Origin of the sequence: Shewanella sp. 10B, assembly GCF_023475885.1 — a bacterium.
GTDB lineage: Bacteria > Pseudomonadota > Gammaproteobacteria > Enterobacterales > Shewanellaceae > Shewanella > Shewanella mangrovisoli.
Window position 1 is genome coordinate 511,852 of sequence record NZ_JAMDJO010000001.1, and the last position, 23,904, is coordinate 535,755.

General features: G+C 48.1%; 20 protein-coding genes. 15 read left to right on the top strand and 5 right to left on the bottom strand.

Annotated features, from left to right (window positions below):
* Nucleotides 1-93: 93 nt before the first annotated feature.
* Both M0415_RS02105 and M0415_RS02110 read left to right on the top strand, forming a co-directional pair.
* The gene (locus M0415_RS02105; RefSeq protein WP_249555839.1) at nucleotides 94-1,254 is read left to right on the top strand and encodes an alpha/beta hydrolase; all 1,161 of its coding nucleotides are present in this window, start codon (nucleotides 94-96) and stop codon (nucleotides 1,252-1,254) included.
* 94 nt (nucleotides 1,255-1,348) lie between these two features.
* On the top strand, nucleotides 1,349-2,236 hold the full coding sequence (locus M0415_RS02110; RefSeq protein WP_041408810.1) for a DMT family transporter: 888 nt from the start codon (nucleotides 1,349-1,351) through the stop codon (nucleotides 2,234-2,236).
* 60 nt (nucleotides 2,237-2,296) lie between these two features.
* Here M0415_RS02110 and M0415_RS02115 read toward each other — a convergent pair whose 3' ends face one another.
* A complete protein-coding gene (locus tag M0415_RS02115; protein WP_011623313.1) occupies nucleotides 2,297-2,797 on the bottom strand; it encodes a glycine cleavage system transcriptional repressor in 501 nt (166 codons plus the stop codon).
* A gap of 199 nt (nucleotides 2,798-2,996) precedes the next feature.
* Here M0415_RS02115 and M0415_RS02120 point away from each other — a divergent pair, with 199 nt between their 5' ends.
* From M0415_RS02120 to M0415_RS02140, 5 genes are all read left to right on the top strand, one after another.
* Nucleotides 2,997-5,255, top strand: coding sequence for an ABC transporter permease subunit (locus M0415_RS02120; protein WP_249555838.1), 2,259 nt, complete (start codon nucleotides 2,997-2,999; stop codon nucleotides 5,253-5,255).
* Nucleotides 5,256-5,314: 59 nt separating this feature from the next.
* A complete protein-coding gene (gene pstA / locus M0415_RS02125; protein ID WP_011623311.1) occupies nucleotides 5,315-6,973 on the top strand; it encodes a phosphate ABC transporter permease PstA in 1,659 nt (552 codons plus the stop codon).
* Between the two features lie 33 nt (nucleotides 6,974-7,006).
* On the top strand, nucleotides 7,007-7,825 hold the full coding sequence (pstB, locus tag M0415_RS02130; protein ID WP_011623310.1) for a phosphate ABC transporter ATP-binding protein PstB: 819 nt from the start codon (nucleotides 7,007-7,009) through the stop codon (nucleotides 7,823-7,825).
* A 127-nt stretch (nucleotides 7,826-7,952) separates the two neighbouring features.
* Complete coding sequence (gene phoU, locus M0415_RS02135) at nucleotides 7,953-8,663, top strand: phosphate signaling complex protein PhoU (protein ID WP_011623309.1); 711 nt, start codon at nucleotides 7,953-7,955, stop codon at nucleotides 8,661-8,663.
* A 318-nt stretch (nucleotides 8,664-8,981) separates the two neighbouring features.
* Entirely contained in the window at nucleotides 8,982-10,064 is a 1,083-nt protein-coding gene (locus M0415_RS02140) for a DUF3137 domain-containing protein (protein ID WP_249555837.1), read from the top strand.
* Nucleotides 10,065-10,323: 259 nt separating this feature from the next.
* On the opposite strand, the gene M0415_RS02145 is transcribed toward M0415_RS02140, so the two are convergent.
* Entirely contained in the window at nucleotides 10,324-10,914 is a 591-nt protein-coding gene (locus M0415_RS02145) for a hypothetical protein (RefSeq protein WP_249555836.1), read from the bottom strand.
* Between the two features lie 497 nt (nucleotides 10,915-11,411).
* Nucleotides 11,412-12,341 carry a DMT family transporter gene (locus tag M0415_RS02150; RefSeq protein WP_249555835.1) on the bottom strand — a complete coding sequence of 310 codons (930 nt, stop codon included), beginning with the start codon at nucleotides 12,339-12,341 and terminating at the stop codon, nucleotides 11,412-11,414.
* 84 nt (nucleotides 12,342-12,425) lie between these two features.
* On the opposite strand from M0415_RS02150, the gene M0415_RS02155 reads away from it, so the two are divergent.
* Nucleotides 12,426-13,322 (top strand): LysR family transcriptional regulator, encoded by an 897-nt coding sequence (locus M0415_RS02155; RefSeq protein ID WP_249555834.1) that lies wholly within the window; start codon nucleotides 12,426-12,428, stop codon nucleotides 13,320-13,322.
* 52 nt (nucleotides 13,323-13,374) lie between these two features.
* Here M0415_RS02155 and M0415_RS02160 read toward each other — a convergent pair whose 3' ends face one another.
* Complete coding sequence (locus M0415_RS02160; RefSeq protein WP_086904539.1) at nucleotides 13,375-13,770, bottom strand: VOC family protein; 396 nt, start codon at nucleotides 13,768-13,770, stop codon at nucleotides 13,375-13,377.
* A 155-nt stretch (nucleotides 13,771-13,925) separates the two neighbouring features.
* On the opposite strand from M0415_RS02160, the gene M0415_RS02165 reads away from it, so the two are divergent.
* The 3 genes from M0415_RS02165 to M0415_RS02175 all read left to right on the top strand — a co-directional run bounded on the left by M0415_RS02165 (nucleotide 13,926) and on the right by M0415_RS02175 (nucleotide 17,612).
* Nucleotides 13,926-14,531 carry a DUF502 domain-containing protein gene (locus M0415_RS02165; protein ID WP_011717603.1) on the top strand — a complete coding sequence of 202 codons (606 nt, stop codon included), beginning with the start codon at nucleotides 13,926-13,928 and terminating at the stop codon, nucleotides 14,529-14,531.
* 653 nt (nucleotides 14,532-15,184) lie between these two features.
* Nucleotides 15,185-17,161: a BCCT family transporter gene (locus M0415_RS02170; RefSeq protein WP_011717602.1), complete on the top strand. Its 1,977-nt coding sequence runs from the start codon at nucleotides 15,185-15,187 to the stop codon at nucleotides 17,159-17,161.
* A gap of 88 nt (nucleotides 17,162-17,249) precedes the next feature.
* On the top strand, nucleotides 17,250-17,612 hold the full coding sequence (locus M0415_RS02175; RefSeq protein ID WP_011717601.1) for a YajD family HNH nuclease: 363 nt from the start codon (nucleotides 17,250-17,252) through the stop codon (nucleotides 17,610-17,612).
* Between the two features lie 26 nt (nucleotides 17,613-17,638).
* Here M0415_RS02175 and M0415_RS02180 read toward each other — a convergent pair whose 3' ends face one another.
* Nucleotides 17,639-17,872, bottom strand: a complete 234-nt coding sequence (locus tag M0415_RS02180; protein ID WP_249555833.1) for a DUF1289 domain-containing protein — start codon at nucleotides 17,870-17,872, stop codon at nucleotides 17,639-17,641.
* Between the two features lie 346 nt (nucleotides 17,873-18,218).
* Between M0415_RS02180 and M0415_RS02185 the strand changes: the two genes are divergently transcribed.
* From M0415_RS02185 to oleC, 4 genes are all read left to right on the top strand, one after another.
* Nucleotides 18,219-19,601 (top strand): methyltransferase, encoded by a 1,383-nt coding sequence (locus M0415_RS02185; RefSeq protein WP_249555832.1) that lies wholly within the window; start codon nucleotides 18,219-18,221, stop codon nucleotides 19,599-19,601.
* A 254-nt stretch (nucleotides 19,602-19,855) separates the two neighbouring features.
* Nucleotides 19,856-20,905: a 3-oxoacyl-ACP synthase III gene (locus M0415_RS02190; protein ID WP_011717598.1), complete on the top strand. Its 1,050-nt coding sequence runs from the start codon at nucleotides 19,856-19,858 to the stop codon at nucleotides 20,903-20,905.
* 170 nt (nucleotides 20,906-21,075) lie between these two features.
* Nucleotides 21,076-22,038 carry an alpha/beta fold hydrolase gene (locus M0415_RS02195; protein WP_249555831.1) on the top strand — a complete coding sequence of 321 codons (963 nt, stop codon included), beginning with the start codon at nucleotides 21,076-21,078 and terminating at the stop codon, nucleotides 22,036-22,038.
* Nucleotides 22,038-23,864 carry an olefin beta-lactone synthetase gene (gene oleC / locus M0415_RS02200; RefSeq protein ID WP_249555830.1) on the top strand — a complete coding sequence of 609 codons (1,827 nt, stop codon included), beginning with the start codon at nucleotides 22,038-22,040 and terminating at the stop codon, nucleotides 23,862-23,864. Before M0415_RS02195 ends, oleC begins: the two co-directional genes overlap by 1 nt.
* Nucleotides 23,865-23,904 lie beyond the last annotated feature (40 nt).

The window sequence follows — 23,904 nt, forward strand, 5'->3', positions numbered from 1 at the left end:
AATCAGGGCTTTTTGGAGGCGTAATTATGTTAATAAATTGATTGTATTGATAAAAACCAGTAACTTAGCAGCCATTATTCAGGGAGGTTAACGATGCGGATGGTATTAGGACTGATTTTTTTCCTGTCGATGCAGGTGATGGCGCAGGCAGACAAGATGCAGATCCATTCTGAAATATTGAATGATGCCATTAACTTACAAATCAAACTCCCCGATACCTATGGCCATTCCAACGATTTTCGTTATCCCGTTTTAGTTGTCTTGGATGGCTCAACACAATTTGAGCATATTGCCGCGAATGTCGGCTTTTTAAGTAGCTATGCCATTATCCCTGAACTGATTGTCGTGGGTGTCAGCTCGAATAATCGCTTAAAGTCGTTTACGCCGACCCAATTAGAACAGTTCAAAGACCGAAGTGGTGGAGCAGAGAACTACAGGCAGTTTTTAGAAACAGAACTACTCAGCAGTTTGGGCCAGAAATATCGCATTGCCGATTACCACATACTGTCGGGACACTCTATGGCTGGGCTATTCAGCAGTTATGTGGCTCTGACGCCTGACACTCGGTTTAATGCGGCGATATCCATCAGCCCGAGCCTTTGGTGGGACAATAATTGGCTCGTACAGGAGTCCGCTAAGCTAGCCGTTGCCAAACGGACAAAACCCATGCGCTGGTTTTTGAGTATCGCCAGTGAACCCAATGAGATGGCCAGCGCCTTTGCAGCCCAAATCACCCAATTGCAAAATACCTTGGGAAATAGCCCGTCAGTGAAGCCTCCTTCAACCCAAATGTTGCAATGGTTTGATAAACGCTTCCCCGAAGAAACCCATGACAGCACCCCGCTTATCGGCAATGTTGCGGCTTTAAAGACGCTGTTTGCGGGCTGGAATGCGGTGCCCGAAATCGCGGTGATGCCGCTAAAGGCATTAAAGCAGTTCTATCACCAGCAAACGGCGGTCTTCGGCTATGAGTTTCCGCTCTCTGCCCAGCAGTACAATGTCTATGGTCTCAAGGCCAGCTATGAGCAAAAAACGGCGTGGGGTGTGGAGATTTTACTGGAAGGGACAAAGGTGTTTCCTATGTCTGAGGTGCTCTGGGATAGCTTAGCAACCGCCTACGATCTTGATGGTCAAACCGCCCTCGCGATTGATGCTTCCAATAAAGCGGTGCTGTTGGCAAAGCAATCAGACTCAGTGTTTTTAAATGAAATCTTGAGTCAGGCCAAAAGCCTACAATGCAAGACTCGCCAGTAGCACGGTTTAAACGCTAACAGTATCGCAACAGATTTGGACAAGCGCCCGGCATCTGGGTAATCTTGTCATCCTTTTTAATCATAGAGACTGTATCTTGCCAGCCAATTTTTTACTCCTGCTCGCCGCCGCCATTTGGGGCTTTGGTTTTGTCGCCCAAACCTTAGGGATGGAGCATTTATCGCCCTTTGCATTCAACGGGCTACGTTTCTTAATTGGTACTGTGTCACTCGTTCCTCTGGTGTGGTACTTGGCTCGGCAGGGGAAAATTCATCTCGGTACGCCCAAAGATTTTGCCATTGGTTGTGTTGCGGTGGGCGGACTGTTATTTGCTGGCGCATCGCTACAACAGGTAGGACTGCTTTATACCACGGCCGCTAACGCGGGCTTTATCACTGGGCTTTATATCGTGTTAGTGCCGATATTGGGCTTAGCCCTGAAACATGCTACCGGCGCCAATACTTGGGTAGGCTGTGGTATCGCCGTGGTGGGGCTGTATTTTTTAAGCATTAAAGACGGCTTTCACCTCGGTTATGGCGATACGCTGCAATTGATTGGCGCACTGTTTTGGGCAATGCATATTTTGGCGGTGGATCATTTTGCCAAGCGGATTTCGCCCGTGTTACTCGCCATGATGCAATTTTTGGTATGCGGCGTATTAAGCCTGCTGGTGTCGGCGGCCATTGAGGTCACGACTGTCGATAAGGTGATTGCTGCTTGGGGCTCACTGGCCTACGCGGGGCTGATTTCAGTGGGTATTGCCTACACTTTACAGGTGCTGGCGCAAAAGCATGCTCATCCTGCGCACGCGGCGATTATTTTGAGTTTAGAAACCGTGTTTGCCGCCATCGGCGGTATTCTGTTCCTTGGTGAAAGCCTAGGACTGCGCGCCTTGTTTGGGTGCGGCTTGATGCTGCTGGGGATGTTGATTTCCCAAGTGCCGCTGCGCTATTTAATAAAGTCTCGGCACCAGAAAGTCAGTTAGCTTGCCATAAAAAACGCCGCTGGGAGTGCCCGCGGCGTTTTTTGTTGAAGGGGTTGAGGGTTAACGGCTGAGTTTATCCAGCACTAAGTCATCACCGAGGGAGTAGAGAGACTGCACTAACTGTTCCTCTTGGGCAAGATCGGTTAGGCCCAAGCCAATGGTGGCGCGAAACAGGGCGATACCTGTATGGCCTGCTGTCTCAAACTGGCTGCTAAACTGTTCGATATTGATACCAAGTGCGGTGATGCGATTGGAAATATCCAGCACTAATCCGGGTCTGTCGTAGGACACTAGGCTGTAGGTGAGCCGCTTAACGGGTTTGAGGGCGACCGAGGTTTTTGAATAGGTGAGGGTGAGGCCGTCGATACATTCCAAGGCTTCAATCAGCTCATCCATTTTCAGGGAAGGCACCTCGAGTAACAATATGGCGGCAAAGATCCCGTCGATATGGCGCAACTCTGAGTCTAACCAGTTGCCGCCATGGCGACTCACGGCATGGGCGATTTGCTCGACTAATCCTTTTCTATCAGGTGCTTGAAGCGTGATTAAATATCGTAGCATGGCGACTGACTCCTATTTTTTGTAAAAGGCACCTGTTTTAAAATCGGGTGTAACACAACTGTCATCTTTGCGTCATATAATTCAACGCACTTAGAATGAAGGGTGTTGTTATTGCTCAGTTTATGCTCAAACAGTGTAAGCATAGCATTTCGCAATTCCTAGCGAAAAAACTCACAGGCTTTAATAATAGAGGTTCTTAATGGAAAGTCAGGTCATTCAACCTGGTTCTGCGCCGCAAAGTATGCTGAAAGGCGGACGTTCAAGTCGCAGGGCATTTAAGGATAAAGCGGCTCAAATTGGGGTCACGATTGGCGGCACTATGGTGTTTGTCGCCTTATTGTTGATCTTCTTCTATTTGCTGTACGTGATTAAACCCATTTTCGACAGCGCGGATGTGACTTCCGTAAAAAGCGTGAGTTATCAACATGCTGAAGTCGCGACCCTGATGGTTGGCGCCGACGAGCAAAATGAGGTTATGTATCGCGTGGCCGCCGATGGCCAGGTGGATTTCTACACTGTTGCCGATGGCAGCTTACTCTCCAGTTTTACACCGCCATTACCTGCGGGTGTGAGCGTAACCAGCGCCGCGATTGCCGCGCCGAGTGAGCAACGCTTCGCACTGGGGTTAAGTAACGGTCAAGCCTTAATCGTAGGGATTGAGTTTGGCTTAAGTTACCCTAATAACAAGCGCCTCATTACCCCAAAACTGCGTTACAGCGCGGGTGAAGCGCCGATCACTATCGATGAATCGGGCAGCGCTATCCATCATTTAGCCTTTAGTTACAGCAACGATAAAATCAGCTTCGCCTACCAAGATGATAATGGTGCTTGGCGTTTAAGCCGTCTCGAAGGTCAAGAAAACATGATGACCGAAGAGGTGGAATGGACGACCACTGGCGCACTACTGCCCGATGCACCTAAAAAAGTTGCACACCAGTTGATGACGCCAGACCAACGCCAATTGATGCTGCAAATGGGCAACAAGGTGTTTATCTACAATATCCGTGATGTTGAGAGCCTGGATTTAATGCAGGTGATTGATGCGGAAAACGAAAAGTCTAAGGTTAACAACATTGCCTTACTTGCCGGTGCCAGCTCGATTCTGGTGAGCTACGACTCTGGTGTGGTGACTCAGTACTTCCAAGTGAATGGTCCAAAAGGCCGTTTATACAAAGAGATCCGTGAGTTTACCGACTTAGCGCCAGTGGCCTCGATTGCCTCTGAGTTCTACCGTAAAAGCTTTGCCGTGGTGAGCCCAGAGGGTGAGTTATCACTCCTGTACACCACCAGTGAGCGCGAACTGTTTGATGAAAAGTTTGACCTTAAAAACCCAGGTGTGATGGGCTTTAGCCCCCGTTCTAACGGCCTAGTGGTTGAAGCGAACAAGCAACTGAATATCTTCCACGTGGAAAACTCGCACCCAGAAGTGTCTTGGAGCGCGCTGTGGAATAAGGTGTGGTACGAAGGTTACCCTGAGCCTAAGTTTGTGTGGCAATCCACCTCGGGTAGCGATGACTTTGAAGCCAAACTCAGCTTAATGCCATTGGCCTACGGCACAATGAAGGCGGCGTTCTACGCCATGCTGTTCGCCGTGCCATTAGCGATTGCGGGCGCCATCTACACTGCTTACTTTATGTCGCCAAAGGTGCGCGGCATTGTTAAGCCAACGATTGAAATTATGGAAGCCTTACCAACGGTTATCTTAGGTTTCCTCGCCGGACTTTGGTTAGCACCGCTGATTGAAGAGCACTTGCCGGGCATCTTAGTGCTGCTGGTACTGCTGCCGACGGCGATTCTGGTGTCGGCTTACTCTTGGAGCAAATTACCCGGTACTTGGAAACAACGTCTGCCTGAAGTCTATCAAGAGCTGATGCTCATTCCGGTTATCTGCTTTGTGGGTTGGTTCTCCTTTGCCATCAGCCCGATGATCGAAGTGGCGCTGTTCGATGGCAACACTCGTCAATATATTACTAACGAATTAGGCATCACCTTCGACCAACGTAACGCGCTGGTAGTGGGTATCGCCATGGGCTTTGCGGTTATTCCAACGATTTTCTCGATTGCCGAAGACGCGATTTTCTCTGTGCCACGCCATTTATCCAACGGCAGTTTGGCGCTGGGTGCGACGCCTTGGCAAACCCTGACTCGTGTTGTGCTGTTGACCGCAAGCCCAGGGATTTTCTCTGCGGTCATGATGGGTCTTGGCCGCGCTGTGGGTGAAACCATGATCGTACTGATGGCAACGGGTAACACCGCCATCATGGAATGGAGCGTGTTTGAAGGTATGCGTACGCTGGCGGCTAACATCGCGGTGGAAATGCCAGAGTCGGCGATTGGCAGCTCGCACTACCGTGTGCTGTTCCTCGCGGCCTTCGTTCTGTTCGTATTTACCTTCTTCTTTAACACGATTGCCGAAGTGGTAAGACAGCGTCTGCGTGACCGCTATAGCTCGCTGTAATGGAGATAAGATAATGATACTAAATACTATTTCGCCAATGACCTTGAGAGGTTTGTGCAATGGGTAAGTGGGTAAAATCAGGCTCGCCATGGATTTGGATGACAGGTGGCGCGGTGAGCATCAGTTTGATTGCAGTATTAGGCCTGTTACTGCTCATTGCATGGCGCGGATTAAGCTACTTTTGGCCTGCAACGATTTATCAATGGGAACTCGAAGATAACACAGGTGCGCGTTCAACCTTAATCGGTGAGATTTACGATAGGGAAGAAGTGCCGACCGAACGTTTAACCGCCGCGGGCCACGTGTTTAAACAGCCACCCGGTGAGTTTGTGACGCGTTACTTAGTGAAAACCGGTAACCGTGAGTTTGTGGGCTTAGATTTCCGTTGGATTTTAGCAACAGACATTATCAGCCGTAGCGAGCCTGCCGATGTGGCCATGCTCGAGCGTGCTAAAAACGGTAACTTTTATGGCTACCCAGTGGCCGTAATTGAAAACGGTAAACGCTTAGAGCTGAAAAACGATGCGCTTGAATCCTCTTTAATGGAGCATATCGATCGTGCCGTTGCCCTGTCTGACAAAGCGTTATCATTGCAGAAACAAGATATTGGTGCGATTAACTACAACATCGAGAAACTGCGTTTAAAAGAGCGCCGTTACGAGTTAGATGGTGAGCTGACCGATAGTCGTAAGCTGGAGTTAGCGGCCGCGAAGGAAGCGCTCCAAAAAGAATACCATGTGCTTGAAAAAGAGCTGTTTGCCCTGCGTGATGAAGCGGCTCGCGACTCTGTTATCGTGCGCGATATGCGTGGTGTTGAGGTTGAACTTAAGCTGGATTCGGTTCTCGATGTCACCTACGTCAACCACTTAGGCTTGATGGGTAAAATCGGCAAATGGTTTGTCGGGCTTGGCCGCTTTGTCAGCGACGACCCACGCGAAGCCAACACCGAGGGCGGCGTGTTCCCTGCGATTTTCGGTACCGTGTTTATGGTGCTGTTGATGGCGATTATCGTGACGCCATTCGGGGTGATTGCCGCAATCTACCTGCACGAATATGCCAAGAAAGGCCCAATCACTAAGATGATCCGCATTGCGGTAATCAACTTAGCGGGTGTGCCATCGATTGTGTACGGGGTGTTTGGTTTAGGGTTCTTCGTATACATGATGGGTGGCTCGATTGACCAACTGTTTTACGCCGAAGCCTTACCGTCACCCACCTTTGGTTCACCAGGGGTGATTTGGTCGGCGCTGACATTAGCGATTCTGACCCTGCCAGTGGTGATTGTATCGACCGAAGAAGGCTTAAGCCGTATTCCTAGCGCAGTGCGTCAAGGCAGTTTGGCACTGGGCGCGACTAAGGCCGAAACCCTGTGGCGGATTGTGATCCCGATGGCAAGCCCTGCGATCATGACGGGTCTGATTTTAGCCGTGGCCCGCGCAGCGGGTGAGGTGGCACCGTTAATGCTGGTGGGTGTCGTGAAATTAGCACCGACATTGCCACTGGACTTAAACTTCCCGTTTGTGCATTTAGAACGTAAATTCATGCACTTAGGGTTCCATATTTATGATGTGGGCTTCCAGAGTCCTAACGTTGAAGCGGCACGTCCTCTGGTATACGCCACCTCCTTCTTGCTGGTAACAGTGATTGTGGCACTGAACTTAACCGCGATTAGTGTGCGTAACCACTTACGTGAAAAATATCGTTCGCTTGAGCATTAATCAGCGATTATCCTGAAAGTATTAGGACTGAATATGATTTCTATAGATTCGACAGCCATGAAAACCAACAACTTTGACTTAGCAAACTTGAGCCAGAACGATACCGCACTGGAGATCCGCAACTTAGACCTGCGCTATGGCGACAAGCAAGCGCTGTTTAACGTGTCGATGAAGATCCCGAAGAAGCAAGTTACGGCGTTTATCGGCCCCAGCGGTTGTGGTAAATCCACCTTATTGCGCTGCATTAACCGCATGAACGATCTGGTCGACAACTGCCATATCGACGGCGAAATTCTGCTGCACGGTCAAAATATTTATGACAAAAAAATCGACGTAGCCGCCCTGCGCCGCAACGTAGGTATGGTGTTCCAGCGTCCTAACCCATTCCCTAAGTCGATTTACGAAAACGTGGTTTATGGTCTGCGTCTGCAGGGCATTAACAACCGCCGCGAACTCGACGAAGCGGCCGAGCGTTCGCTACGCGGCGCGGCGATTTGGGATGAAGTGAAAGACCGTCTGCACGATAACGCCTTTGGCTTATCCGGTGGTCAGCAGCAACGTCTGGTGATTGCCCGTGCGATTGCCATCGAGCCAGAAGTATTACTGCTCGACGAACCGACTTCGGCTCTCGACCCGATTTCAACCTTAACCATCGAAGAGCTGATCACTGAACTTAAGACTAAGTACACAGTGGTTATCGTGACCCACAACATGCAACAGGCGGCGCGGGTGTCGGATCAAACGGCCTTTATGTATATGGGCGAATTGGTGGAATACGCCGATACCAACACCATTTTCACCACACCGAAAAAACGTAAGACCGAAGATTATATTACCGGCCGTTACGGTTAATCACCTTGCCTTTAGCAGTGGTGATGTGAGTGATAAGCGATAAACGAAATAAGCCACCGCCTAGAACAGAGTTAAACATTGCAAACTCCATCTAGGCGTTGATACAGTTGAGTAAAAGGTTGGCCAAATGGAAAATATGAATTTAAACAAACATATCTCTGGGCAATTTAACGCCGAGTTAGATGATATCCGTAACCGTGTACTCGCCATGGGTGGCTTGGTTGAGCGTCAGTTAGAGCAAGCCATCGACGCCTTAAGTACCTTAGATGCTGAATTAGCGCAAAAGGTGATCACTGGCGATCACAAAGTGAATGGCATGGAAGTCTCTATTGACGAAGAATGCACTCGCATTATCGCTAAACGCCAACCAGCGGCGAGCGACTTACGTCTGATCATCGCGATTTCAAAATCGATTGCCGATCTTGAGCGTATCGGTGATGCCTGCGTGCGTATTGCCAAGGCCGCATTAGATAAGCGTTTGAATAATCAGCAACCGTTATTAGTCAGCATTGAAAACATGGGCCGCCATGCGATTCGTATGCTGCACGCAACGCTCGATGCCTTAGCCCGTATGGATGCTGATTCGGCGCTGGAACTTCATAAAGAAGATGCCAAGCTCGACCGTGAATATGAAGGCATTATCCGCCAATTAATGACCTACATGATGGAAGATCCACGCTCAATCCCCGATGTATTAGACGTACTCTGGGCTGCCCGTGCGGTTGAGCGTGTCGGCGACCGTTGTAAAAATATCTGCGAATACATTATTTACTACGTGAAAGGTAAAGACGTTCGCCATACTTCCTACGAAGATATGGAAAAGGATTTAAAGGACTAAACACCTTTTGTCACATGGTTTTACCAACAAACGCTCTGCCTAACCGCAGAGCGTTTTTGTTTTGTGTTTCTTTAGGGGATAAAGTGAACTGTAAGTCAGTCAATAAGTTTGGTTTACGCCTCTGAGGTATAAGAGGTGGTATCAAAAACACGCCAATGTTTTTGATATAAATCGTTGTTTGAAATTTGTTATTTACAATAAATAACCCTTTGTTTAATCTGACACTCGCTATAGGTTAATCACGAAGTTAACCGACACTCGAGAGTAGAAACAGCACAATGGAATGGGCGCTGTATCGGCGATTACAGGGATAAGTAGATGAGCCAATTGTTGTATTCTTTAAAGCAGGGGGTCGAAGCCCTGAAAAGTATTCGCAATCATATAGTGGAAGCGAATTTACCCGCAGATTTCCCTCGACCCGAATTACCGCCGATATCAGAAGAGGCGAAAGCGGCACTGTTGCAACTACTCGAGCCGCTAGAAGCTTATCGAATTGAAAAACTTGAAACGAAACTTTCTCGGAAGAAATGGGCCAAGCGGTTAGGCTGGCTCCTGTGCTTGCCTGCGCTGGTTGTTGATTTGATGTCGTTAGCCTCAAATAGTGACCCAAGCATTCTGAGCTTGATTGTTCTCGCAGGCATCTTGATGTGGGTTCAGTTGCCTGAAATACAATTTAAGCGCCATTATAAGAATAAAATTTTACCTGTTTTACTCGATAAATTAGGGGATTACCAATATAGCCCCGATTCCTGTGTCAATCTGGATGCCGTGGCTGATTTTGAACTCATGCCCAGTTTTAGCAAGAAAGAAGCTGAAGACCATATTCGCGGCAAGGTAGAAGATGTTAGCTTCGAGTTTTGCGAGTTAACCTTAAAATCCCGTGGAAGCAAGTCAGATAAAATCCAATTTAAGGGTGGGGTGGTGATTATCTCTATGCCCTTTCATTTTGAATCTCACACCATTGTTAGCCAAGACTATGGTTCCCTGGGGAATGCCATTTCAGGCATCAAGCAACCCAGAGTTAAACTTGAAAGTGTCACCTTTGAGGCCATGTTTGAAGTGTATTCACACGATCAACATTATGCGCGATATTTATTGTCACCCGCAGTGATGGAACGATTGGTTGAGTTGGAGCAGTTATTCCGGAAAACCGCACGAGGTTCAGGGATAAGCATCGAGTTTAAAAACAATACAGTGCTTATTATGGCGAGCTATTTTGGTAATTTATTTGATAATGTGGACATCAACTTGCCCACACATGATATGTCAAAGATCCCATTATTACAGCAGGAGCTGGTCCTCATCACTAGCATTATCAAGCAGCTAAAACTGGATTATCTCGCGGCACAAAATGTAGCAGCACAAAAAATGCATGCGAGGATGGAGACATTAGCGAGTTAACGATAATAGTGTGCTGAGCGGTTATCTATTCGCATAGTTTTATACAGAGGATGAAACAGCAAGTATTGTTTCTTTATCACGCCGATGATTATTTGAGTCATTGGACAGAAGATTCGCCAGCGCAATGCTAGTCATCACTTGAGCCTCATCGCTAGGTTCGGATATAACGTGAGCTGTTCAAAACTTATCAGAGGGCGGTGAGCGCGCGGCATATAAACCTCCTTGTTATTAACGCTGGGTGTCCAGTTTTATAATTTAATCAAAAGTTTCTTTTGTCAGGTATTCTGGTAACCACATCTGACCAATCCAAATTTGGATATTTTTTCATAAGCATAGGAATATCTCTATTTTTGTTTTCAAAAATGTTCCAGTCATAATTTTCTGTGGCAGCGAATTCACCTATATAGTTTATTGAGTTTTCTTTTACTGAAAAAGTAATCGACAAATTATCTTCTGGACTCCAATGTCGATAGAATTCGCCTCGCGTCTGAAATAGCGTGTAGTTGTAGATTTCATACGTCCCCACAGGAACAAGATAGGCGAATATATTTCCAGAATATTTACTCTCTCGATAGTCGAAATCATACGCTATAAACGGTGCTGTAGTAGACGCTTTACCTTCAATATTAAATTCAAAAAAATTTTCAGAATCCACTTTTCTAATGTTTATTCCCCAACGATCATATATAGCCGCTGCATTACGCCTAGACAACGAACCCACAATCAGAGCATACCCATCTCTATTTAAATCATTTGAAGATATATCTACCGGAAGATTAGGTCTTCCGGTCATTGCGCAGCCGCAAATAAATAAAGAGATTAGAATTGAAAATATTATTCTTAAGTTCATAAGCACTCTTGAGGTGTAGTGTTAACATTTTACTAGTGTGTATGTGCGTTAATCACGTTAGAATTGTGAAAATATGCACAATTAACTATTTGTATGCAAAGAACTTATCAGCTTTTCATTAAATGTACCATATTGAAAAAAGAACATGTGTGTTTATCAGAACGATTAATATGCCATTTTTTGTGTAATTCATTGAATTTAATATACTTTGCTTTATTTGTGCGGAGTTAATGTGCATTGTTCAACCTTAAAATCACCTATAACAGTGAAAAACCATAGTCATACATGGTTAGCCGCATACAAGGTAAGATTAAAACAGGATTATCATTGAGAATTTCTAGGGTAATTTGAGTGGACTCATTTGAATAAAATCGCTAGTTGAAACTCTTTTTTTGGGGAGCAAAACAGCCCAATAACTGAAATGACTTATCCTAGGCGCTAAGGCCAATAATAAAGGCGGGAAACTTCCCGCCTTTATTATGTTATTCGAGGTTTGGCTAGGATTCAGGGCACACTTTGGGCTCGCGCTTAAACCGTACAATTCGTGGTAGTAGTAAGCCTGCGATAACCAAGATAATCCCTAACAGTTGCAACTTGGTAACGGCTTGGCCGAGCATAAACGAGGTTAATACGGAGAAGATGGGGACAAAGTTAAAAAACAGTGATGCGTTGGCTGAACCTAACTGACGCACGCCATTTAACCACAACAAATAGCCCGCCACTGTACCAAATACGCCGATGTAGACGACTTCTGCCATGCCTAGCGCTGTACTATTGAATAACTCTGCGAAGGGATGCACCTCTGGCGAAGCCAAACATAAAGCGCCAATCACGGCGGCGCCACTTAACATGCCGATAAAGGTATAAGGGATGACTGGCATCCAGCGGCTGATACCTTGGCTGAAATAGGTGTAAAAACTCCAGGCCAGCATGCCGCCAAATATCAATTTATCTCCGTGGTTTATCTGCATCGAGAAGAGGGTTTCAAGGTGCCCATTGGTGATCACCATCAGCACGCCAGTTAGACTCACCAGCAGACTAAAACACTGGGCAAACGATGGCAGCGTACGCAGGGCAACACAGGCGATCAATGATGTGATCAGCGGGCTAAGGGCCATGATTAATGAGCCGTTCGTCGCATTAGTTGACGCCAATCCCGTAAACAGGCCAAGGTTAAGTCCGCCTATTCCTACCGCGCTGACCAGAATAATCCACAACCATTGATTGATGCTTAAGTGCAATTTCGGCATACGGACGAGTTTGAGGTAGATAGCGAGACAGGCCGCGGCAATCACAAAGCGCCAAAACACTAAGGTCAAGGCATGCACTTCGCTTAACACTTGTTTACCGATGGGAAAGCAACTTCCCCAAAAGAAGGTGCAGATAATCAGCAGGATCACTGCTTTTATCGTTGGATCAGATTTCATCGCCACTCCAGATGACTTGTCAAATACTGAGCCTTAGTGTATTGATTTCAATAATTGGATAAACAAGCAAAAGTAAGACGGTAAATGCCAATAATGAAACCTAACTATTCGTTGGACGATCTGCGCTGTTTTTGTGCTGTGGCTCGCTCAGGAAGCTTTAAGGAGGCCGCCCAATCCTTAGGTATGCCGCTCTCCACCTTGAGTCGTCGTATCCGCCAGCTAGAGACCGATTTGCAACTAAGATTGCTCAATCGAGACGCTCACCGCGTTATCTTAACCAGCATTGGTGAGCAGTATTTTGAGCGCTCAGTAGCCTTGTTTGATGAACTCAATAATATTGATGAAGACTTGCATCGGGATAAATATCAGCCACAGGGGAAAATCCGTATTTCCGCGCCCATCAATTCTGGCACTCATTTCCTGCGGTCGATTTTCTATGATTTTTTGCTGCAATATCCCGATATTCAGTTGGATTTGAGCTTTTCAAACTCGCTTATCGATATTGAAGCGGAAGGCATGGATGTGGCGTTTAGAGTGGGCAATCCAGTGGTGGAAAACTGGATTGCTAGACCGTTAAAACAGATTCACTTTATTTTGTGCTCTCACCCTGACTACGACATTTCGAGCATCACTACGCCAGACAAGTTATGCGGTCACCCAACCATCATTTGCCGCCCTATGATACCTTGGCAATTGGTGCACAAAACCACTGGCGAAGAGTTTGATTATCACCCGAACAAGGGCGTCAGGCTGGAGGTAGATGAACTGATGCTACTGACCCACGCTATCAAAACAGGAATAGGTATCGGGTACGTGCCGGATTATTTTGCGCTACCTATGATAGCGCAGGGGGAAGTAAATCATGTCCTCCCTGACTGGAGTAGCAAAGCCCGAACCTTGTCCATGTTATATCGGGACCGCGACCATCTCCCCATGCGGGTGCGGTTGTTTATCGAGTTTGTGAAATTGCACTTTAACTAGGGCTCGCGTTATCCCGCCTGCCAAGGTGCACCGACATTTGAGCGCGTTGGGTTTATAGCGCGCAGGCGGGCAGATATTCGGATAGTTCTAATAGATTCAAATCGGGATCGCGGATATATACGGAGTTAATCCGGCCTGTAGCGCCAGTGCGCAGTACTGGGCCTTCAATAATTGCAACTTCAAGGCTGTTTAAGTGGTTGATCACTTCTTCGATATTGTGGCTGACCACAAAGCAGAGATCGGCACTGCCGGGCGTGGCAAGGTTTGCTTTAGGTTCAAATTCAGCGCCTGCTTGGTGCAGATTGATTTTTTGATCGCCAAAGCTTAAGGCGATACGGCCCTGACCAAAGATGGACTTTTTCATCCCTAACACGCGTTGATAAAAGTCGACGCTGGCCTCGATATCTTTCACGGTTAACACTAAATGGTCTAGGCGGGTCACGCGCATTTTCTTTCCCTCGATGCTGTAGCGGTTTGGTGTTCTCTGCGCCTTACCTTACATCAAGTGCTGGTGCAAAAGTGACTCTGTGGTAGCATTTAACGCGCTTTTTAGCGTAAATAATTTATGCCTTTTTTTATCCCATTGGATTTGATGAGATTGTAATGAAGAAAACCTTAGCCCGTGGTTTGATGAACCTGCTGCCGATGGCGTTAAGCCTGTGGTTGTTTTGGTCATTGTTTGTATCGTTAGATGGTTTAGGGATTTTTATTTTAGAGTTGGTAGGGATTAACCAACATTTTGTCGGCGCGGGCTTTATCTTAGTCGTGGCCATAGTGTTTGCCGTGGGGCTGTTGTTTTCGGTGAGTCCTATTGTGTGGCTCTATGGCTGGATTGAACGTCAGCTGATGCGTTTTCCGCTGTTTAAATCTGTCTATGGCAGTATCCGTGATATCGCTTCTTTAATGAACCGTGAGGGAAAACCCAATACTCAGCAAACCGTGTTGGTTAAACAGGCTAATGGCGGGTTTGTGGTGGGCTTTATTATGACGGATACGCCGCCACAGCCATTGCTCGATGCCTTACCCGAAGGGGATTGGGTGCCAGTGTTATTCCAACTCAGTTACCAAATGGCGGGGGTGACGAGTCTCGTCAAACGTGAAGATTTGATTTTAGTGGATTGGTCTTTTGAAGAGGCGATGCGCTTCAATTTAACGGCGGGGATCTCGCAAACGCCGGGCGCGGCAACGGTAAAAACTAAAGCCGAATAAGTGGGTTTTGGTTTTTGCGTTAGTTTTTTGCGTCAAATAGATACATTTTTGTGATACAATCCGGTGGCGACTTAATAGGTCGCCATTTTTTATGCTAATTCAGCGGTAGCTGTTTAGCATTATCTGTGTCTCTATTGAGTCAGTTTTCGACAGCATGTGGTCTCTGTTCGAAGACAATCCAGTAGAGCTTAAGCAAGGCCGAGTCGATATTTGCTACTGGTTAACCGTTAGCCGCTAATCGCGCTTTGCATTCCTCACTCTCGATATCACGAATATCGAACCGCTTATATGCATTATGTCGCCATTGAGGTTGAACCCTGCGATTCGCTCGCATGGTGTCGATGCTCACTGTCTTTGAGAGTCTGATAGTTTCTTAAAGCGCATTGCACAGCAGCGGTTTAGCTGTTTATCGAGCCAACCGTTTACCGCCTTTGCTATTCAGCAAAAGCGTCGAGCAAACGGGGAACTGGGGAAGCGTTTTCAACATGAGTATGACATCACAAGGAATTGCCGACCGCGAGCCCTTGTCATGGATTATTTGTGCATATTTCATCCTGATCACATACTGCTGAGGCTAGAGTTATCTATTATTGAGCTATCTCTTCAAAATCGAAGGGATTTTAATAGGGAACTGGCTAGAACAAGGGAGTTTTATGTCTATCAAGTCGAGTATTAATCCACCGGTTTTTTATTCGTCGGTCTTTTTTATCACCTTAATGGTGATGATCTGCGCCATTTGGCCCACCGAGGCCAATCACTTTTTCAAATCCATGCAGTCGTGGCTAGAAGCCAAAGCGGGCTGGTTATATATCCTTGGCGTGGCGATTTTTCTGATTTTTATCATCTTTGTCATGGTCAGTCGCTTTGGCGATATTAAGCTCGGCCCCGACCATGCTGTGCCCGATTATAGCTATAAGAGCTGGATTGCCATGCTGTTTTCGGCGGGGATGGGGATTGGACTGATGTTTTTCGGCGTTGCCGAACCCGTGATGCATTACTTGGCGCCGCCCGATGCAACGCCTGAGAGTTTGGCCGCCGCCAAAGAAGCGATGAAGATTACTTTCTTCCATTGGGGCATACATGCGTGGGCGATTTACGGGGTGGTTGCCCTGAGTTTGGCCTATTTTGCCTATCGCCATAAGTTGCCACTGTTACCCCGCAGCGCACTCTATCCCTTAATCGGTGAGCGTATTCATGGTCCGATTGGCCACTGCGTCGATACCTTTGCTGTATTGGGGACAATGTTTGGGGTCGCGACTTCCCTAGGGTTTGGGGTGTTGCAGGTTAACTCGGGGCTAAGCTATTTATTCGAGCAATTGCCTAATAACACCACGGTGCAAGTGTCGCTGATTATTGGCATTACCTTACTCGCTACTCTGTCGGTATTTTCGGGGCTCGATAAAGGGGTGAAGCGCTTAAGTGAGCTTAACTTAGGCTTGGCCCTTATTCTGCTGTTGATTGTGTTAATCCTTGGCCCAACGGTGATGTTGTTGCAGGCCTTTGTGCAAAATACCGGTAGTTATCTGAGTGATATCGTTAATAAAACCTTTAATTTGTACGCCTATCAGCATAAGGAGGATTGGCTTGGCGGTTGGACGCTACTCTACTGGGGCTGGTGGATCTCCTGGTCACCTTTTGTCGGCACCTTTATTGCGCGGGTGAGTCGCGGCCGTACCATACGTGAGTTCTTAGTCGGCATTTTATTTGTGCCTTCGGCGCTGACCTTTTTATGGATGACGGTATTTGGTAACTCGGCCATCGACGCCATTATGAACCAAGGCGCGACCTACCTGAGCGAAGCGGTGAATACCAATGTGCCCGTGGCTCTGTTTGTGTTTTTTGAACATATGCCATTCCCGCATCTGTTATCGGGCATTGGGATTTGTTTAGTGGTGACCTTTTTTGTGACCTCATCAGACTCGGGATCCTTAGTAATCGACAACCTGACCTCGGGGGGCGATAACAATGCGCCCGTCTGGCAACGGGTGTTTTGGGCATTGCTGCAGGGCGTGGTGGCCTCGGTACTGCTGCTTGCGGGTGGTTTACAGGCGCTCCAAACCGCCGCTATTGCCAGTGCGATGCCATTTTTATGTGTGATGCTGCTGATGTGTTTAGGGCTGTATAAGGCGCTGAAGGACGATTGGCTTAAGATCAACAGCGTGCAGCTCCATACCACCAGTGTGCAATATGCTAAGACCAATATCAGTTGGGAGGAGCGTATCGAAGTCTTAGTCTCGCATCCCACCGAAGATGAGGCGCGTATCTTCCTCAATAATGTCGCGACACCGGCGTTATCTAAGGTGTGTCAGCAATTTATGAGCAAGGGACTTACGGCGGATCTTGAGTATCTCGACGGCAAAGTGCGATTGGTGATCAGCAACGAAGCCTATCAACCCTTCGTATACGGTGTGCGAATGCGCTGCTTTGAAATCGTCAATCCGGTCGGTGAAGAGTTAGAGCAGGGCAACAATTGGTATTATCGCGCCGAAGTGTACTTAGAGCAGGGCGGCCAGCACTATGACGTGATGGGCTATACCGAAGAGCAGCTATTGGCGGATGTGGTCACCCAATACGAGAAATACCTGCATTATTTGCACTTGTCCAATGCCGACCAAGGACATGTCGCCTAAACGCTTTGCGTGTCAGAAATATTGCCCCAAGGAATAACTCGGATTATCCTTGGGGCACTTTTTTAGGGGTCATCAGTTAGGTGTGAGCATGTCAGCAAATCCAGGCCAGAGTAAGTTAGATCAAGTCTTAGCCCAAGAGCGCGAATACCGTGCCAAACGTGAGGGCGGTTACCGCGAGCAGGCGCTCAAATTGTATCCTTGGATCTGTGGCCGCTGTACCCGCGAATTTACCTCAAAAAACTTAAGCGAGTTGACGGTTCACCACAGAGATCACAACCACGATAACAATCCATCCGACGGCTCGAATTGGGAATTATTGTGCCTGTATTGCCACGATAATGAGCATTCACGCTTCGAAGAACTGATCCGCTACGGTAGCACCACCGAAACCAAGCAAGCGGCGGCGACCTATAATCCCTTTGCCGATTTAAAGGCGATGATGAAAAAGTAGCGATAACAGTAAAAGGCCTGAAATTTTCAGGCTTTTTTCGCAAGTCGTGCCTCGGCTTCCTGCCATTTGGCGCGGCTTAGCACCTGTTGATTTTCGCCGCCTTCGAAATGGGCTTTGCGGGCGGGAAGTTGCGCGATAATCGCGGCGTGTTCTGCATCGCTGGCGTCGCGCCAAGCAACAATCTCATCGATATGGCGAAAACAGCCCATGCAATAATCTTCATCATTTAAGCCGCAGCGGGCGACGCAGGGGGAGAGCATAGTTTTCCTCTTAACTCGTTTTCGTTATCGGGTTCAATGGGTGAAGTCGCAGCGTTAAGGCTGCTGCGTTAAGGCGTATTTCCCATGCTTGCCAGCGAGTAAAACAGGCTGACAAAAATTGTGGCGATACTAGCAGCTTTAGGCGCCATTTGGGCAGCGATATTAAGTGAAATGCACCTTAATATTCGTAAAGGCTAAATAACGGCACTATTTTCAGAATAGTGCTTTTAAACAAAACAGCACCGTTTACAACATCACGGTAGTGAAAGTTCGACGAATCGAAGGCTTGACGGCTAAGCCCAATAAAATAGTCAAATGGAACACATCAGAGTAAAGCAAATTTAGCATGGCAATTAAGCGCGATAATCATAAGCTCGGCAACTGTAATAGTGACAGTCAGAACACACTCGAGGCGCACTTTATCCAATTAGATAACCTACTTGAGCAGAGCTGTGCCCTCTGGCAAGTGCGCGCCTTCGAGGCAAAAGCACTGCCTTGGGCGGCGCAATTCCCAAGGCTAGCAAATACCCTTTGGGCGCTTGATGATGCCGTACTCGATACTTTGGATGCCGAGCAATCGGCGTTAGTCGATGCCTTATCGCCCGCACTCACGCAGGATCTTGCCGCGTTAGGCTTAGACTGGGATCTGTCTTTACTCACATTATCCTTTGCTGAACTTTCGCAGGGCTCAGATATTGATTCAGATATAGGTTCAGATAGTGGTTCAGATATTGGCTCTGACGATAATGAAACTGCTACTTCACCTCGTATTGCTCTTACTGAAATGGCCCACTTTAGCGCCCATATAAAAGGCCGTAAGTGGGAGCAGATCACTGCCTTTGTGCAGCATTTGCCCGATGCGGGATTGCCCGTGCTCGAGTGGTGTGCGGGTAAAGGGCACTTGGGCCGTTTGATTGCCAAGGCACGTGGTGTAGATGTGTTAAGCCTCGAGTGGCAGGCGATGCTCTGTGAAGAGGGCCAAGTCTTTGCCGATAAATGGCAGTTATCACAGCGCTTTATCTGCGCCGATGCCTTTGCTATCGAAGATAATGCCCACGAAAATACCGCTCATCAAACCAATCCTTTTTGCGCCCAGCAACAGGCGGTGGCGCTGCATGCCTGTGGCGATTTGCATGTGCGATTACTGAAATTGGCCGCAGCGGCGGGCACTCAGGCACTGGCGATTTCACCTTGCTGCTACCATTTAATTCAAGCTAATCAATATCAAGGCCTATCGACACTCGCCAAAGACAGCGCCCTGCATTTAACTCGCCATGACTTGCAATTGCCTTTACAACAGAGCGTGATCGCCAATCCCAAGCAGCAGGCGCTGCGACATCAGGAAATCGCCTGGCGGCTGGGGTTTGATGCGCTGCAGCGAAGTTGCCGTGGTATAGATGCTTATCTACCCTTGCCCGCAATAAAGCAAAGCCAGTTGAGTGGCGAGTTTGCCGAGTTTTGCCATTGGGCGGCGGCGCAAAAGACGGTTACCTTAGCCGCGGATTGTGATTTTGACGCTTGGCTCGAGATAGGCAAACAGCGACAAAGATTAACCCGGCGCATCGATTTGGCCGCGCATTTATTCCGCCGTCCGCTGGAGCTATGGTTAATTCTCGATCGCTGCTGTTTTTTGCAGGAAAGTGGCTATCGGGTAAGCCTGAGGGAATTTTGTGCAACTAGCGTGACGCCGCGAAATGCGCTGATTTTGGCGCAAAAATCGAGCGATTGAAAAATAATCTGAATAATGAGGCCATACTTGCCTGTTTTTTATGAAGTATTTCTTTATTAGTTCATTTTGAATTAACGGACAGGCGGCATGATCAGCACAAGGGCTTATAAGCTCTGTGAGACAAGTTTAAGACGAAAGATGGTTTTTTATTGAATCATCGGGCTTTTCTTGTTCAAATGTCGCCTTAATGACAAATAACAACTAAAAACTGACCTAAAAGATCAGTGATCTTAGTGAGCGAATAAAACAGTTTCATGAAATATTCCCGCGTATTTATTAATAGCCTTGCCTATGAACTGGCACCTGTGGTGGTTTCCAGTAGCGAGCTAGAATCTCGCCTCGCGCCTCTATATCAAAAATTTCGCATTCCTATGGGGCAACTTGCGGCGTTAACGGGCATTACCGAACGCCGTTGGTGGCCTAAAGGGCATCAATTATCCGATGGAGCGATTAAAGCGGCGCACAAGGCGATAGCAGAAACGGGAATAGAAGTCGCCGAACTGGGCGCAGTGGTGTACACCGGCGTGTGCCGTGATCAGCACGAACCCGCCACCGCCTGCCGGATTGCGGCGGCCTTAGGTGTGTCGAAGGACACGGCGATTTACGATATCAGCAACGCCTGTCTTGGGGTGTTATCGGGCATTTTAGACATTGCCAACCGCATTGAGCTTGGCCAAATTAAGGCGGGCATGGTGGTGTCCTGCGAATCGGCGCGGGATATTGTCGATGTGACCATTGATAATATGCTGGCCGACCCGACCATGCAGAATTTTGCTCAGTCGCTGGCGACCTTAACTGGCGGCTCTGGCGCGGTGGCGGTGATCCTCACCGATGGCAGTTTACCGCTGACGAATGTGCGTAAGCATCAGCTGCTTGGCGCCTCCCATTTATCTGCGCCGCAGCATCACCAACTGTGTCAGTGGGGCTTGCAGGAAGTAGGGCACAATATTTACCGTGAGTTTATGCGTACCGATGCGGTGACCTTGCTCAAAGAAGGGGTCGAGCTGGCAAAACACACGTGGGAGCATTTCCTTGCTCAGCGAAATTGGTTGGTCGAGCAGGTCGATAAAGTGATCTGTCATCAGGTCGGCGCCTCAAACCGTAAACAGGTCTTGAGTGCGTTAAATATTCCGCCTGAAAAAGAATTCCCAACATATCAACTGCTTGGCAATATGGGCACAGTCTCTTTACCCGTCACGGCGGCCATGGCACACGATCAAGGCTTTTTACGCCCAGGGGATCAGGTGAGCTTTTTAGGCATTGGCAGTGGTTTGAACTGCATGATGCTGGGTATTAAGTGGTAGTTTTCCAAGATTGTTATCTGCCTTAGCCGACGCTTGAGAGCAAGGTTTGCTAGGGCATTTTTATGCTTATTGGTTTAGCGATGGGCATTAGCGATGAGCAGAGGTAAAGGCGAATTTACCTGCACAGGCTACCAATACAAAAACAATTAGAACAAAAGATAGGAAGCGTCATGTTAGACACTCTGTTGCCGTTTAAACGTCATTTTCTTAGCCGTAATGGCAACAAGCTGCATTACATCAATGAAGGCCAAGGTGAGCCTGTCGTCATGGTGCACGGTAATCCAAGTTGGAGTTTTTATTACCGTAATCTCGTGAGTGCCCTTAAGGATACTCACCAGTGTATCGTGCCAGACCATATTGGTTGTGGCCTGTCGGATAAGCCGGATGACAGCGGTTACGATTACACCCTTAAGAATCGTATTGATGATTTAGAGGCGCTGCTCGATAGCCTAAAGGTAAACGAAAACATTACCTTAGTCGTCCACGACTGGGGCGGCATGATAGGCATGGGCTACGCGGCGCGTTACCCTGAGCGAATTAAACGTCTGGTGATTTTAAATACTGGCGCCTTCCATTTACCCGAGACTAAGCCTTTACCGCTGGCGCTGTGGATCTGCCGCAATACGCTACTCGGCACCGTATTAGTGCGTGGTTTTAATGCCTTTTCATCGATTGCCTCCTACGTTGGGGTAAAGCGTCAGCCGATGTCCAAGTACATCCGTGAGGCCTATGTCGCGCCGTTTAACTCATGGGCAAATCGCATTTCGACCCTGCGTTTTGTGCAGGATATTCCGCTAAAACCGGGTGACAGAAACTATCAACTGGTGTCGGATATTGCCGCGAGTCTGCCAAAGTTTGCCAAGGTGCCGACACTGATTTGCTGGGGATTACAGGACTTTGTGTTCGATAAGCACTTTTTAGCCAAATGGCGCGAACATATGCCCCATGCACAAGTGCATGAATTTGCCGATTGTGGTCACTATATCCTCGAAGATGCGAGCGATGAGGTGATTACCCATATCAAACACTTTATGGCTGAGGCGCAAACGCCTGAGCCAGAAGTGCAGTCCGTTGAAACGGTGCGGGTCACAGAGCCTGAGGCTGAGACTCAAGCACCACAGGCCGCACATTAATGGCTAGGGTGGAGGATGCGCAGCTCGGCCATGGGATATCTAGCGTCGAGCAAGCAAGCGATGCCAATATCTGTCGGCATTTAAAGCAGGCCGCCCATCACATTCCCCATCATCTCGCGGTTGCGGTGCAGCAGGGCAAGGGTAAATCCCTTGCCAATCTGACTTACCAAGAACTCGACTTTATTAGCCTCGATAAACAAAGCGATGCCATCGCCTTCGCACTCAATGCCCATGGGCTGACGCGGGGGATGAAGGCGGTGCTGATGGTCACCCCGAGTCTGGATTTTTTTGCGTTAACTTTCGCCTTGTTCAAGGCGGGGATTATTCCCGTACTGGTTGACCCGGGCATGGGGATTAAAAACCTTAAGCAATGTTTTATTGAAGCCGCGCCCGATGCCTTTATCGGTATCCCTAAAGCCCATATCGCTAGACGCTTATTAGGCTGGGGCAAGGGCAGCGTTAAGCATCTTATCAATGTGGATGGTAATCCCAGCGGGCTTGCTGGCATGTTATCGCGCTTACTCACGGGGGCGCCAAGTTTAGCGTCGATGCTCTTATCAACAGCTAAGGCATCCACAACTCAGTCATTTGCGGCGAAATTGCCGGAACAGGGCGAGTACCCGATGGCGCTGCTCGAGCATGACGAGATGGCGGCGATTCTCTTTACCAGCGGTAGCACGGGTACGCCGAAGGGGGTTGTCTATAGTCACGGCATGTTCGAGGCGCAAATTCAGGCACTAAAGCAGGATTATGGCATTGCACATGGCGAGCGTGATTTAGCGACATTCCCGCTATTTTCCCTCTTTGGTCCGGCGCTCGGTATGGCATCGATTGTGCCTGAAATGGATGCCAGCAAACCTATCACGGCCAATCCTGAATTTTTATTTGCCGCCATTGAGAAATACCAATGCAGCAATATCTTTGTTAATCCAGCTTTGCTGGAGCGTTTAGGCCGCGCCGGTGAGCAAACTGAATCGAAAAAGCAGCACAAACTCAGCAGTGTGAAACGCGTGATTTCCGCAGGGGCGCCCGCGACCATTGCCTCGATTGCCCGTTTTAGCAAAATGCTCAGCGACGGCGTGCCTGTACTCAATTCCTACGGCGCTACAGAATCCTTACCTATCAGCATGATCGCCAGCGATGAGCTATTTACCACGACTCAAACCACGGACAATGGCGGTGGGATTTGTGTCGGCCGCGCCATCGATGGCGTCAGTATCGAGATTATTGCCATCACTGAAGCTGATATTCCTGAGTGGGATAATGGCCTGCGCCTTAACGCGGGGGACATTGGCGAAATAGTGGTAACAGGCCCTATGGTGAGCCAGTCCTATTATCGCCGCGAAACGGCAACGACGGCGGCCAAAATATGGGACCGTGAGCAGCAAACTTTCAGGCATAGAATGGGCGATCTTGGCTATCTGGACGACAGCGGCCTGTTGTGGATGTGTGGCCGCAAAGCCCATAGAGTCGATGCCACCCAAGGTGGGCAGTGTATTAAACGTTACTATTCCATTCCGAGTGAGCGTATTTTTAATACCCATCCGAATGTGAAGCGTTCGGCGTTAGTGGGGATCAAGGTGAAGCGCCAAGGTGGCGCAAGTGAGATTGAACCTCTCATCTGCATTGAGCTGGACCAATCCTTGGTGTGCAATAAGAGCGCACAGCTTTATCAAGAGTTGATGGCGATTGCCGAGCAGTATAGCCAAACTCAGGGGATTCGGCGTTTTCTCATTCATCCCGATTTCCCCGTGGATGTGCGCCACAATGCCAAAATATTTAGAGAAAAATTAGCCGTTTGGGCGCAATCGCAAACCAAAGGCTGATTTCAATTTAGCTCATTTTTAACTTAAATAGGGTCGAACT